The following is a 14274-nucleotide window of genomic DNA, read 5'->3' on the forward strand; positions in this document are numbered from 1 at the left end:
ATCTATTTCTTTCTTATCTCAACCTATTCTGTTCTAAACGTTCAGCCTATTTCGGGCTTATTTAAACTGTACGTTCTCGCTTAATGTGGCACCTGTGCACTAAAATCATCCCGGCTGGAACGATCGGCATGGTAGAACACCACATCTCCGTCCCTTAAAGTGAACGAGTTGCCATAGCTATCTTCGACTTGATTCTGAAATCCTTCCAGCAACCATTGGTTCATCAGCGGTGCATGGATATATTGCAGATGCGGAGCCCCCAAATTCCCTTCCTGGATCGACTCCAAGTTAATGTTCACCACGATATAGCCGTTCTTTAAGAAGATGGGTGACTTTGCATCCAAACCACCATGGGTGCGCCCATACTCGGCCAGATTGGTTCCTGCTTGAACCACGTAAGGCTCCGCGGGTAGACTATACTCTCCATACCACTGCTGAATGGCCGCATTTGTACGAAGTACATCCGCACTTGCGTTCGTCGGAATATTCGTTTTGGGGCCGATAAACGTACGTAATTGCTCCGGCATCAGCAATAGACTGTATCCGCCTACAGGGGTTTTCATTTTCGTAAATTTATCCCGGTAATACTCCTGATACGTCCGTTCACTCATCATTCCTGGATGAATTTCGCCATAGCGATTATATTTGTAGGTCGCCGTATCTCGTAGCTGTTCCGAAGGTACTTGACGTAACCGATCATTGAGAATGACAAACCGCTTAACTTGATCCTCTGCTGAACCAATACGAATGAAATTACGCTGGTTCGTCGAGTAATACAGATCTACCGGTACGCGCGTTTTCCCATCTTTGCTGACAAAATCAAAGGTCGGAGTCAGGCGAATGCCGTCTCTGGGCCCGAACATATTGCCCTTGGTTTTGAAATCAAACTTAAAGTGATATCCCGTCTTCACAGCCACATTCTGATACCCTTGCAGCGGATGACTACCTGGGCGAATCGGTACGGTGAACTGCGGTTTGTTCCCTCGCTTGTCACCGTCGATGCCCTGCGTTCCCGTCCAATAACTGATCCAGGTTGGGGCAATACTGCCCTTAAATCGCCGGAAAACAAGCTCCCAGTTGTAGTCTGCAATGTCCGTGATTTCAAAGTCGTATAACCTCCCAATGACCTCCACAGATACTTCGTCGCTGGCCAGATGATAGGTTAGATCTGTGTTGGCATCGGGTTGGGCATTGCTTCTGGACATCGATTCAAAATCGGCAGGTGCATTCTCTGCAATATTACGGAACTCCACCTGGTAATCTCCCTCATCTACCCACACAGGCAGATAGAAATCGGTATCGAGCACGTACACCGGAATATCGATCCACGTACTCCGCGGGTAGAACTGTGACCGGTCGGCACTGTACACGTCAAACGGAAACCGCACCTGTTTGATTCGATAATATTTGGCATAATCCCGATCCCCATATCCCGGATACGAGTTGACATCCAGATGTTGTCCGCTCGTGGGGATACGGACTGTGAACGGCCGCTCCAAAATAAGGGCAGACCGATCCATATTCGGTATCGTTTTCTGATTATGAGGTTGATCGTCTGAAACAAGGGAGTAGTTCACGACTGGCGTATGAACGGTGACTGTGTTAATCCCTGGAATTTCAAAGGTTTCTTCTTCATTACCATCATTAACATTTCCACTCATTAATTCATAACGGATTTCGCCTGTGCTAGGCGTATCCTTCTTATTTAACAAGGTTTTGGATATTTCATTGTCAGGACTATACAGAACATCTTTACCAATCATTTGGGGTTCTGCGATCTGACCTGGCGTTGGACCCGTCTCTTCTACTTTTAGGTTATCCATAACAACAGCACCATTAAACTTCAAATAGTCATTCTTAACTTGGACCTTTGGCACAGCATCTTCCGCAATAGATGAGAGATCATCTGTTGGCGTTGATGGCTCGCTGGTCCCTCCCGGCACTGGCTGTGAAGGCGCTGTTAACACAGGTGGTGTATTGGGTGCATAAAAGGTACCGTTCGTAGTCGCTGCATAGATGGGACTACGATAATCAGCAGGATATAGTTCAATCTGTGGTAGCGCATAGTTTTTTAGAATCGCATCGGTTATCTCATAAACGAGTAAAGTGTCAATTTTCCAATAATCGAAATCCCGTTTCACAGTGTAGGTGTATGGTACTTTGACATCTCTAGATCTTGGAGTTGATACCGTTGTCTTACCGCCTTTACCATCCGAGATTTCCTTTACCTCTGTCCACGTTTTGTTATACGTTTTTTCAACCACTACGGTATATGTACAAGTACCTTGCATGTTCACAAACTTATTTTGGAATAGGTAACTTAGACCAAATACATTGCCATATAAACTCTCAGAGGTAGGGATGCCTCGCAGTACGTCAAATGGCTCATTTCCACGTTGATCGGCCTTAATAACTGCGCTTGCATTAGCGTCCATTCTCTCCCCTGTCATTTCTCCGACAGGTGACTCTGCACATGCCGCATCAGGAGTCTCCGGAATTTCAGGTGGTGGCGTGTCGCCAACTGTAATCGTTACATTTTCATAAATGTAATACGGTCCATCTTTGGAATTCTTCCATTTTGCAGTGATGATTGCCGTTCCGACGTTTTTAGCCACAATTTGCCCTGTTAATTTTTCTACGTAAACTACTTCTTTTTGGTTAGAACTCCATTCAATTTGATCGGCACGCTTGGAGACATTCACCCAGTTACCGAATTCTTCTTGGTCGTATGCTTTAGTTCGGATCTCTGCAACCAATGATTTTACATCATTAACCTGAAGCTGCATGTCTTCTCGTACTCGGATCTCTTTGGTTTCGTTTACGTAACCGGAATAGTCAATTTTCAACGGGGTATCATAGGTCGCTTGATATTTACGGTGTCCATCAGGTCTAATACCACCATAAGGTTCTTTTTTTGTTGCTTGCTTTGGGTATCCTGTTTTTGTTTTTAGTATTGCAAACAAATTACCTTTTTCATATTCCGGCTTTGATCCAGGCTCAACTGTATAACTTGGGGCCGAGACATAGTTAATGTCTTCTATGCCTAATGATTTCACATACTGTCTTCTGAAAAGATTTTGTTTATCATCACCTAATGATGCTGGAACATAGTCTAGCGTATTAATCTTGTCTTTTACAAATTCATCTCCTCTTGGTACGGCATCTACTCCACTTCCATATGTGGTGGTTGTTACTCGGTCAGCACCTTCATTCCTTGTTGCTGACCAAATATCACCGTCACCTTGCGTCCATACTGTCATAGGGTGAGGGGAGGCAGTTCCTGTCACCATTACCTTTATTGATTGTTTACCTCTGGCTAATCCACTAGGATTAACTTCAATACCTTTATTTGGGTAACCCTTATTAAAATTTGCATATGATGTATAAGATAATGCAAATGTAAGATATACAATTATGAAGGTAAACAAAACAGTAAAAACATACTTCTTCATTCTAAACTAACCTCATTTCTTTCTGATCACAGCAAAAGATCCACCGTCCATATCAAATTGGGAATTCGGGTTATTGAGATCAATGTAGTTAGCAACCCATAATCTTACTCCCTTATTGTTTTCTTTGAAGAATTGCTTTGTATTCATGTTAGGCAAATTAATGTACCCATACTTTTCATGCAATTTGTTTACTATTTTAGATCCACCTGTAAAATCAATAACACCATTTAAATAATGAATTACATCAAAGTCTTTAGCCTTAGGATAAATAGTGATTTCCGAAAATACTGGTAGTACATTTCTCATTTCATCATAAAAGGACTTATCATCTGCTGCGACAAAGAGTGGCGCATAGATGCTTTTCTTTTTATTCCATTCCTGCACATCCACAGCAATTAAACGGTGAAACACCAGACTCCCAGATCCATTTCTAAAGGTTTTTCTCTTACCTGAAATATCAGAGATAGAGGTATTTCCTGTTGTCAAACTAGATACTAATTCAAGATTAGATTTTTCTATTCCTACCATACGTAGCTCGTTTAAATCATCAAATGCAGCCGCATTCTTTTTTAGCACATTTTCGAGTCTTAGCAAAATGGCAGAAGATTCAGCTCGTGTTGTTGTTTTGTCCATTCCAAACGATCCGTCCGGAAATCCGTTCATCAGGTTGGTTCCCATTGCAAGCGCGAGGTAAGGAATTTTGTCTTGCGCGATTCCTGGTTTAAAGGACTCTTTGACTGGAAGTAACGTTTCTTTCGTTTCAGCAAATGCTGTTTTATACTCATTACTGGATGCAACCAATCCGGAACTCAGCCATTTGGCCATTTCTTCGCGAGTAATCGGAGTACTTGGTTTAAATCCGTTTGGATAGTCTTTGGTATTAATGAACCCCAAATTAACTGCCCGATCCACCTCCGCTTTACTCCAGTGTCCATTCAGATCCTTGAATGAATCCGTCTGGGCATCTTCCGGAAGTGTCATGTCTTTGGCTACTCGTGAAATTAGGGACGCAAACTCTGCTCTTGTTACCGAAGCATTGGGCTTGAACAATCCATTACCGTATCCTTTGAAGTATCCCTTTGAAACCGCAGATTCAATAGCAGACTTTGCCCAGTGATTAGCTTGTACATCTTTGAAGGTTGTTGTTGCGGCATAAACCTGGGAAGAAATCAATGTCGATACGACTACTACAGTGCTCATTATAGGTAACATTATTTTTTTCAACTTTTCCACTCTCCGATTAGTTAGATTTTTGGTTAGTTAGGTTCTTTTTCGTTTCTACATGTTCTTTGTGACGCCTTTGTTTTTTCGCACGGTTTACTACTATGTAAATGTTCACTGTGCTCCGGAATCTGCTTGTATAAAATCTTCTGCCTTCTGATTAATGTAGTCCACCAATTCCGACGTATGTCCCAGGTGCCATTTATCCAGTTGCTTAATCCTCATTTGAAGATCACACATGATGGTTACAAGTCACTGACTATGGTTACTTTAGGTACTTTCCGTTGAAGAATTTAGTCAGCCTGAGAAATTTTAAAATCCATCCACCCTGTGTAGTTTTGAATGTATTTTCCGTTTTGGAATTTATCTAACTGACTTACAACTGGATAGTTATTAATCCTAGTTTATCCTCATTATTAGCCATTTTCTAGCTTCTTCACCTATTAGAATAATTGGTTTTTCTTGCGTTCCAATATTGATACTTTTTATATGAGCCTCTCCTACACCTTTAATATTTTTTAATGTCACTCCTTTTAATAATGTTTCTTCAAATGTCGATACACTTATATCTACATCTTCTAATTTTGCATTACTGAAATCAGTGAGATGGAAAAGTGCATTATTCAACTTACAATCTATTAAAATTGCATCTTTAAATCCCACCTTCCAACAGTCACTCTTACTAAATCTAGATTTTTTAATGATACATTTAGAAAAATCAGCATATCTAAGATCAGATTTATAAAAATCGCAGTTATTTAGATACGCATTTCTAAAAGTCGAAGAACATAATAACGATGTATGAAAATCAATGTTTTCCAATTTTAATTTATCAAAGTTACGTTCTATTAAATATGCTTGTTCAACCATCTTATTGGATAAATCTATTCCTCTAAAATCACCCCCATCTAAATTTAACATTTCGCCTTCTTTACCAATTGTATCAATCCATTTTTTAAGAAGTTTAAATATTCTTATTGAGATTTACTTCCATATCCATACCCCTTATTGATACCATATTACTACCGCCTCTTCTTAATTATTGTAGAGAGACAAAGCAGAACCATCGTCCATATAATACATACCAACTAACCCTTTTCGATCTACGTAAATATTTTCTTTGATCCACAATTTCACTCCTGAACTAGTACTATACTTTGCAAAGAACTGTTCTGAGTTATAGGCTGGCAGCGTCAGGTAACCATATTTTTCAGGTAGTGAAGAAGGTGTAATTCTTTGTCCGCTCAATGCAGTTCTCAATCCAGTCCTAATATGATCAGAGCTAAAATTTTTCGCTTTAGGATAGATTGTGATTTCATGGAATACGGGAATAACATTAGAGTACTCTTTGTAGAAATCTTTATTTTCTTCCGATACAAAGAACGGTGCATAAACGCTCTTTTTTTTTGTCCAATTAGTAGTGTTAATATAGATGGTTCGATGCAAGACTACTTTACCCGCACCATTTTTTAATGTTTTTGTCTTCCCAGAAATCACTGCATATGTTTTATCATTTGCTGTTGAAAAAGGTGTCACTTGACTCAAATTAGACTTAGTTATCCCAACGGCTCTTATCTCATTCAGATCAGAAAATGAAGAAGCCTTTTTACCTTCCATATTTGCGATTCTCAGCAATATTACAGAAGCTTCTGCGCGAGTGGTTGTTTTGGTCATCCCGAATGAGTTATCTGGATATCCAGTCATCACGCCTGTTCCGATAACCACTGAGATGTATGGAGCTTTAGCTTCTGAAATTCCTGGAGAGAATGATTCCTTAACTGGTACAAGCGTTGTTTTAGTATCTTCCAATGCTTTTTTGAAGTCAGTGTCGGCGGTTGCTAATCCGGAACTAATCCACTTAGCCATTTCTTCGCGGGTAATAGGAGTATTTGGTTTAAAACCATTTGGATAGTCTGCAGGATTTATGAATCCCAGAGAAACTGCACGATCAACTTCCTTTTTGCTCCAATGATTGGATAAATCATTAAATACATTGGATTTGTCGACGTTGGGATCTACTTTAGACACACGTGCAAGCAACGAAGCAAATTCAGAACGTGTAACTGAAGCGGATGGTTTGAATGTCCCGTTGCTATATCCTTTGAAGTATCCTTTCGATACCGCTGAATCAATGGATGTTTTAGCCCAGTGATTGCTTGGAACGTCTTTAAACGATGCAGCTGCTTGTATGGACGCCCCCCCCATTATTGTTGTTACAGCGGTAAGTCCGGCAATAAGAGTAACTAATACTTTTTTCATGAATTGTGTTCTCCCCTCATTTTTTCATTTTCTTTCAATCTTTTCCCTTTACTTGAATGGATTGAAGATGGCCACAGCGTACTCATCCAAATCACCATCTCTCAAGAGAATATAATCTGCTGAAACTTCGTGTAATCATAATTCTCTACGAATTTTCCATCTTGAAAAAGATCCAAGCTACTTACTACTGGATAGTTATTCATTCCTGTTTTATCACCATTATTTATAAAAGCTGCATCTAGCACCGAACGCCCCTTTGCGAAACTTTTCACTAGGAACGTTATGGGATTTCCTCTGACACTACTTCTAATCTGTACCACATCGCCGCTACGTCCAGGACCCTTTTACCAAATTAATGCTGTACACCACTTGACTATTCCCTTGTTGAATCGGTAAATCACTCTCTTTGATAATCTTCACGCCAGGGTAAGTTTCCTTCTCCAAATTTTTAATATATTCCGTACTTTTTGTATATGCTTTAAAATAACTTAACTTGGTTAACTTAAACGACTTTTCATCTGTACTCCGGAAGTCTTTGTTCCCGATCCAGACCCAACGACCAATTTTGTCCCACTCAACCTTTTGGCCAAGCCCTTCACTCACCAGACGTAGGGGAACGAAAGTCCGATTTTGCTCCAGAATGATTTGCGTCTCGCCTAACCAATTATTCCATGGATTTTCTTGTGATACATTAGACGCATGAGACATATCTTGTTCTCCTCTGCGGGGGGTGGTTTGTGGTACTTCTATTTTACGCAGAGAGTCAGGTTTGTCTTTATTCACATTTCATGGAACTGATTTTGAGCAAGTACAGAATATTATTATTTTTCACGTGGTATGTATTGTGCAAGCATTCTCCAATAAGACAAAAGACGCAAATATATCAATACTATCTTGAGTTTTAGGACTCATCTGATATCAATTCTTCAATAAGTAAAGACTTGTCCTTCTATTCACCAATCTTTTTAAGATCTAAAGGAATACCAGTTCCTGTAACTTCCAAATCACGGTAATCCAAACTTATTTTAATCTTATCTTCTTCTTTACCTACAATATATCCGTATAGCACCACTCTAGTTGTAATATAAGAAGCCATAACTTGTGAGTCGACAAATTCAACCTCCACACCATAATTATCTATAAAGTACTTCTCGCCTATAACCGTAGCTTTCTCAACAATTTGTTTATCAGTCAAGTAATTCTTAACAATTAAAAAACAAATAAACAAAACTACTATAGATATAATAATCAACAGGACTTTAGAATTAAGTTTAATAAGAATCACCCTTTGATTTTATCAGGAATAATATGTATTACCTAATAATAAATAGCTTGGGAAATAAATACAGTTAGTTTCTTAAATAATGAGCTTTTACAAGCCATGTCTAAAGAATCATATATGTCATAATTAGAGCTCCCTGTCCAAAAATTTACTCCGATTCAAATATCCAGTCTGGTCCAGTTACATAATTAACTTCATAAGTATTATAATTTAATCGCAATAGAAAATATCTCGTTTACATCGTGCTCCACATATCCATAAAATACCACCTTCGAATCTATATAACCCGGAAAAACCTGAGAATCTGTAAATTTAACGGTAACGTTATACTTACTTTTAAAATATTCAGTTCCTATGGGAGTCGCCTTTTTAACAATATTATTATTTTTCACTTAATATGTAATTGCACATCCACTCACTAATAAGACTAAAGACGCAAAAAATATCAATACCCTCTTCATTTTAGGACTCAATCAATATTACCTCTCTTTACAGAACAGATACTGCAAAATTATACATTATTTCAACAGCAGATACGCTTGATAAAATGAAAGGGTTCGGCCCCCATGCATTTCTTATTTCAAGAGTGTCTACATTAATGGGAAGAGATGCTGGATGACCAAGACCTACCCCGACTTAAATTTTGTGCTTATATATTCATAATTAATCTTCTTGCCATCTGAAGGCCACATAAATCCCTTTTTTTCAAATAAGGGCTCCTTGTCCAAAAAGTTGTTCCGATTCAAACATCCACTTTGGCCCACCCACATGTTCAACTTCATAAGTATTATAGTTAATCGCAATAGAAATTTTCTGGTTAACATCACCCTTGACATATCCATATAAAACAACCTGTGGATATACATAACCCGCAAAAACCTGAGAATCTGTAAATTTAACGGTAACGTTATACTTACTTTTAAAATATTCAGTTCCTATGGGAGTCGCCTTTTTAACAATATTATTATTTTTCACCTGGTATGTAATTGCACATCCACTCACTAATAAGACTAAAGACGCAAATATTATCAATACTATCTTCAGTTTAGGACTAATTTCCTATGTCACCTCCTTGAAAAACACATTATTCTCAGGTAATATCTCCTATAATATATTAAATAAAAGGAGAAATATAGATATTGTTCATCTCTGATAAGACTTACCATAAAATTTCTGTTACAACCGGTCACTCATTGAGTGGAGCACTTGCGCAATATACAGCTATACATAACAACCTGTCATCTACTACATACAATCCGGCCAGCATTCGAGCAGTTGTATCCGATGATATCCTAAAGAAAATAGATGCCGGAGAATATGATAAGAAAAACACCGCTTATGTCAACCCAGGAGATGGTGTTGGAGCAGGTTTTTCCAATACATCGACGCGGCATGCAGCCAATACAATCATGATTAATAAGACGTACGAGGAAGCGAATAGACCCAAAATCGTTATACCTTTAATAACCAAACCAACCGATACCTCTTCCGGTTTCTCTACACCATTTTGGAAGAATCCGACTTTTGTTTCAACTACGCTTCCATCTGGTACGCAAAACATGGGAGTCAAACTTTTCAATTCTTTCGGTGGAGAAAAGGCCCCCGGCCTGGAGAACTTCAAGTTTGACAAGAATGGCTTTATTACAAATACACTTTATACAAGAGATGGTGAAGTGATTGGTGGAAATCCAAGGTACACGGAATACATAAATACCCTGCTTACCAATGAAAAAATGAAGGATACCGTAAATAAATTAATTGAAAAGTATGGTGCCAACCTAGGACCTCTTGGACAAATGGCTGCTGCCGGTGCTGGGGTTACCATCCAACTCTCACTAGAGAATCTTCAAAGAGCCGGACAAAAAATGAAGCAGCATGTAAATGAATTTCAATCTAGCCTCCCCACAGCAACCAATGCCATTCTCAGACTTATTGAGTCCAGCGATAGCCGCTCTCTTGAACCTATTGTGGATCGGTTAACAAGTGATTTGCACAAATTTAGCCGCTGGTATGAAGAAGAAGCACATGTCATTGCAGAGTATATTAATCAAAAAGCGGAAGATTTCAGACAAGCCGACGAGGGTTAAAAAGGAGCGACGAAGCATATGTCACGGAGCATTGTTGTAGAATTAGTGGATCTGATGAATGCCGAGAAGGAAATCAATGACTTAATGGATATGCTTGAAGCTAACAAACGTCATGTAAGATCCATTGATGAGAGTATTGGAGATTGGAAAGGTAAATCTGCGGAAGAATTGCGAAGAAAGATGGATCGTTTCCAGAACATTTTAGGAGAATGGATTGCAGATTTCAAGCAGCAACAGATTGAGCTTGTGAAGTATACATATCGTATGGAGCGTGCAGAGCGGGGCAATTAGGATAACGCTCAACTGATGAATAAGATACGAAAAAAGAGGCTTCTTACCATCAAAATGGTAAGAAGCCTCTTTCACTATAAATTTCATTTAAACGAAATACGACCAGACGGATGCTCAGGCAAAATGGACGATACCAACTGCTGCACAGCCGGATGATCCGACTGCATGACCGAATTCCCGGCATCACCGCTATAGACAATCCTACCCTGATCCATCACGGCAATGCGGTCACAGATGGTCATGGCGGCCCGGATATCATGCGTGATAAAGAGATACGACAACCCATAAGATGCTCTGAGCTCCGCCAGCAAAGATAAGATTTGTGTCTGGTGCACCATATCCAGGCTGCTGATCGATTCGTCCAGTACGATTAACTTTGGCTTGAGCGCGATGGCTCGTGCGATGTTGACCCGCTGTAATTGGCCACCGCTGAACTGGTGCGGAAGCTTGCTCCCATCCTCTGGTGTAAGTCCGACCTGCTCAAGCAGTTGTCCAACCACACGAAGTTGTTCTTTTGCCGACAAACGCTCGTAATTATCCAGCGGCTCACCGATGATCTGCGCGGCAGTCATAAGCGGATTCACAGCCGAATAACAGTCCTGGAACACGACTTGCAGATCACGTCGTAATCCCTTAAGCACGGGTTTGCTGGATCGATAGATATCCTGACCTTGAAATAAAACCTGACCCTGTCTGGGCTTCTCCAGACCAAGAATGATTTTGCCCAAGGTGCTTTTACCTGCCCCGCTCGTACCCAACAGTCCCAGACAAACACCCTTTTCAATCGTAAGTGAGATGTCTGCCAGCACAGGAGGACGTGCTCCCGAACGATCTAGCCAATTGCGTTTGCCATAGCTATGGCTCACTTCACGTACCTGAAGCATCAGGTCATCCTCCTCTCTTGTACTTGGCAGAAGCAATCTCCGAAGAAGACGAAATTACACATCACCATGTCCATTCCACCCCTACACTACCCACTCAAAATACAGTTCATACCCGCTCGCTCCACACATACACTCACTGAACGATTCAACTCACCTGTAATCACTATCGTCCCAAAGACATACTGGGTCTAGCATTTAACAACATCCGGGTATACTCATGCTGCGGCTGATCGAACAGCTGATACACATCTGCCTGCTCTACAATTCGTCCCTTCTGCATGACTGCGACCTCATCTGCCATTTGCGAGATCACACCCAGATCGTGGGAGATGAGCAAGATGGATGTGCCGTATTCGGTACGTAGTCGATCCAATTCCTGAAGCACCTTCAACTGATTCACAACATCCAGTGCCGTCGTTGGTTCGTCAGCAATAACCAGAGCGGGGCGCAGGCACATCGATATGGCGATCATCACCCGCTGCAACATGCCGCCACTGAGTTGGAAGGGATATCGCTTCATCAGCTTGGCCGGCTCGGGCAGGTTCATATCTGCCAAGGCAGCAATGGCCCGCTCTCGGGCCACGGCTTTGGACATTCCCGTATGCGTACGCAAAGTTTCAATGAATTGAGATCCAATCGTATATACGGGTGTAAAAGCATTCATCGGATTCTGCATAATAAATCCGATGTCCTTGCCACGGATGCGCCGCATCTCCTCGCCAGACAACGAGCCCAGCTCCCGTCCATTCAGACGGATGCTGCCCGATACCTCCATCCTGCGCGGATTAAGCAGGTGGAGCAATGCGTTACATGTAACCGTCTTGCCGCTGCCACTCTCGCCGACCAGACCGAAGACACGACCTTTTTTTAATTCGAAATCAATAGGCGCAAGTAACGGGACGGAACCCTCCGCTGTTCTAAGATTCACTTGCAGACCTCGAACTTCGAGTACTTTCGTTGCATCATCCACCGTTACGTTCACCTCCGTGTGAGTTTGGTTCCGAATCAACTACTGTTTTGCAATGCCATAACGCTCGGATAATGCTTCACCCAAGATGTTGAACGTAATGACGACCAGCAGAATCAATGCACCCGGGTAGATCATTAACTCCGGATGACTGCGAATATAACCCGTTCCTTCATGAATCATGGCGCCCCACTCTGCATTGGGTGGTTGAATACCGAGTCCCAGGAAGGACAGTGCGGATATATCCATAATCGCCCAGCCCATCTCCAACGTACCCATGACAACAATGGGACGCTGCACGTTGGGGATGATATGTTTGCGAATAATCGTCCACGAAGAAGAGCCGCTAATCCGCGCCGCCGCGATGAAATTCCGTTCCTTCAGACTCACGACCATATTCCGGCAGATGCGTGCATAATGCACCCACTGTACCATCATGAGTGCTAGGAGCACCTGCATCAGACCTGGACCAAAAATCCCCACAATACCGAGCACCAGCACCAGATTCGGAAACGCCATAATGCCTTCACACAAGCGCATTAGCAGACTGTCCACCCAGCCACCAAGATAACCGGAGATCGAACCCACAATGACGCCAATGAGCAATGAAGACAGAAAGATCAGGGTAGCAAAGCCGAGCGATACCCGCGCTCCATATATCAGTCTGGTGAGATTGTCGCGTCCCAGATGATCCGTTCCGAGCCAATGCTCAAGCGATGGACTCGACAGCTTCTGCAACAGATTCACCTTCACCGGGTCATGAGGGGCAATCCATGGAGCAAGTATAGCAATCCCGAAGAAAAGCAATATGATCACCGAGCAGATCTGGATGGCTCTCTGTCCTTTAAATACCGCACGCCATTTGTTTATCAATGTTCTGCCCGTCCCTTCGCCGAAATCCGTGGGTCCATATAGAGCTGCACCAGATCAACGAGCAGATTGCATACGATGAACAGGCATGCCGCGAGGAAGACATAACATTGAATCACGGGAATATCCCGGTTAAATATCGCATCAACAAAATATCGTCCGAACCCCGGCCAGGAGAACACCTGCTCTACAATAATCGTGCCTGTGAGCAGCTTGCCCATACTCATCCCCATCCCCGTAATGAGGGGGGATATAGCGATCTTCAGGACATGCTTGAGCATAATGACTCGTTCGCGAATTCCACGTGTTCTCGCGTACTGTACATACGTTTCCTGCAATTGCTCCAGTACACTGGAACGCAACAATCGGGTGTAGACCGCAATAAGAATCAAGGAGAGTGTAATCGTAGGCAGAACCAGATTCTCCCACGATCCACGCCCCTCCACAGGCAGCCAGTCCAGCTTCACCGAGAAAAAGAAAATCAGCAGATAACCGAGCCAGAATTGCGGAATAGATGCTCCAATATAGGAAATGGCCCGGCTGAGCATATCAATCCAGCTATTCTTATACACCGCTGCTAGGACTCCCAAAGGAATACTCACCAAGGCCGATAACAATATACTCCAAAAGGCCAGTTCAGCCGTAGCCGGAAGCCTTAATTTCACTTCATCCCATACGGGTTTATTGGTGAGGTACGAGGTGCCGAAGTCGAGCTTGGCAATCTTCTGAATCGTATGCGCATATTGGGTTAACAAGGGCTGATCCAGACCGAATTCATGCCGTTTTTGCGCAAGCAGCTCCGGTGTTGGATAGATATGAGCTGCTGTCAGATAAGCCTCGGCCGGATCAACTGGTGAGATATGAATAAGTGCAAAGGTAACAAGTGTAGCGATAAAAACGATAGGAATGATCGCGATCATTCGTTTACCAATATAGCCGATCACCAAACGTTCCTCCCTTT

General features: G+C 41.9%; 13 protein-coding genes. 2 read left to right on the forward strand and 11 right to left on the reverse strand.

The window, feature by feature from the left end; genetic code table 11:
• Positions 1 to 80 precede the first annotated feature (80 nt).
• The 7 genes from MKZ12_RS28475 to MKZ12_RS28505 all read right to left on the reverse strand — a co-directional run bounded on the left by MKZ12_RS28475 (position 81) and on the right by MKZ12_RS28505 (position 9189).
• Positions 81 to 3056 carry a DUF5704 domain-containing protein gene (locus MKZ12_RS28475; protein ID WP_339257864.1) on the reverse strand — a complete coding sequence of 992 codons (2976 nt, stop codon included), beginning with the start codon at positions 3054 to 3056 and terminating at the stop codon, positions 81 to 83.
• A gap of 408 nt (positions 3057 to 3464) precedes the next feature.
• A complete protein-coding gene (locus tag MKZ12_RS28480; RefSeq protein WP_339257865.1) occupies positions 3465 to 4676 on the reverse strand; it encodes an S-layer homology domain-containing protein in 1212 nt (403 codons plus the stop codon).
• 396 nt (positions 4677 to 5072) lie between these two features.
• Entirely contained in the window at positions 5073 to 5594 is a 522-nt protein-coding gene (locus tag MKZ12_RS28485; protein WP_339257866.1) for a pentapeptide repeat-containing protein, read from the reverse strand.
• 114 nt (positions 5595 to 5708) lie between these two features.
• Positions 5709 to 6932 (reverse strand): S-layer homology domain-containing protein, encoded by a 1224-nt coding sequence (locus tag MKZ12_RS28490; RefSeq protein ID WP_339257867.1) that lies wholly within the window; start codon positions 6930 to 6932, stop codon positions 5709 to 5711.
• A 327-nt stretch (positions 6933 to 7259) separates the two neighbouring features.
• A complete protein-coding gene (locus tag MKZ12_RS28495) occupies positions 7260 to 7640 on the reverse strand; it encodes a stalk domain-containing protein (protein WP_339257868.1) in 381 nt (126 codons plus the stop codon).
• Positions 7641 to 7881: 241 nt separating this feature from the next.
• Positions 7882 to 8127 carry a hypothetical protein gene (locus tag MKZ12_RS28500; protein WP_150365109.1) on the reverse strand — a complete coding sequence of 82 codons (246 nt, stop codon included), beginning with the start codon at positions 8125 to 8127 and terminating at the stop codon, positions 7882 to 7884.
• Positions 8128 to 8919: 792 nt separating this feature from the next.
• The gene (locus MKZ12_RS28505) at positions 8920 to 9189 is read right to left on the reverse strand and encodes a hypothetical protein (RefSeq protein WP_339257869.1); all 270 of its coding nucleotides are present in this window, start codon (positions 9187 to 9189) and stop codon (positions 8920 to 8922) included.
• A gap of 164 nt (positions 9190 to 9353) precedes the next feature.
• On the opposite strand from MKZ12_RS28505, the gene MKZ12_RS28510 reads away from it, so the two are divergent.
• Positions 9354 to 10301, forward strand: a complete 948-nt coding sequence (locus tag MKZ12_RS28510) for a hypothetical protein (protein WP_339257870.1) — start codon at positions 9354 to 9356, stop codon at positions 10299 to 10301.
• 18 nt (positions 10302 to 10319) lie between these two features.
• On the forward strand, positions 10320 to 10592 hold the full coding sequence (locus MKZ12_RS28515; protein WP_339257871.1) for a hypothetical protein: 273 nt from the start codon (positions 10320 to 10322) through the stop codon (positions 10590 to 10592).
• 83 nt (positions 10593 to 10675) lie between these two features.
• Here the strand turns inward: MKZ12_RS28515 and nikE are convergent, their stop codons facing one another.
• The 4 genes from nikE to nikB all read right to left on the reverse strand — a co-directional run bounded on the left by nikE (position 10676) and on the right by nikB (position 14257).
• On the reverse strand, positions 10676 to 11476 hold the full coding sequence (nikE, locus tag MKZ12_RS28520; RefSeq protein WP_339257872.1) for a nickel import ATP-binding protein NikE: 801 nt from the start codon (positions 11474 to 11476) through the stop codon (positions 10676 to 10678).
• 163 nt (positions 11477 to 11639) lie between these two features.
• Positions 11640 to 12446, reverse strand: coding sequence for an ABC transporter ATP-binding protein (locus MKZ12_RS28525; protein ID WP_339257873.1), 807 nt, complete (start codon positions 12444 to 12446; stop codon positions 11640 to 11642).
• A gap of 39 nt (positions 12447 to 12485) precedes the next feature.
• The gene (gene nikC / locus MKZ12_RS28530) at positions 12486 to 13316 is read right to left on the reverse strand and encodes a nickel ABC transporter permease subunit NikC (RefSeq protein ID WP_339257874.1); all 831 of its coding nucleotides are present in this window, start codon (positions 13314 to 13316) and stop codon (positions 12486 to 12488) included.
• Positions 13313 to 14257, reverse strand: coding sequence for a nickel ABC transporter permease subunit NikB (gene nikB, locus MKZ12_RS28535; protein ID WP_339257875.1), 945 nt, complete (start codon positions 14255 to 14257; stop codon positions 13313 to 13315). Before nikB ends, nikC begins: the two co-directional genes overlap by 4 nt.
• Positions 14258 to 14274: the final 17 nt, after the last annotated feature.

The organism is Paenibacillus sp. FSL R5-0713 (assembly GCF_037973325.1).
In the GTDB taxonomy this organism is placed as follows: Bacteria; Bacillota; Bacilli; order Paenibacillales; family Paenibacillaceae; genus Paenibacillus.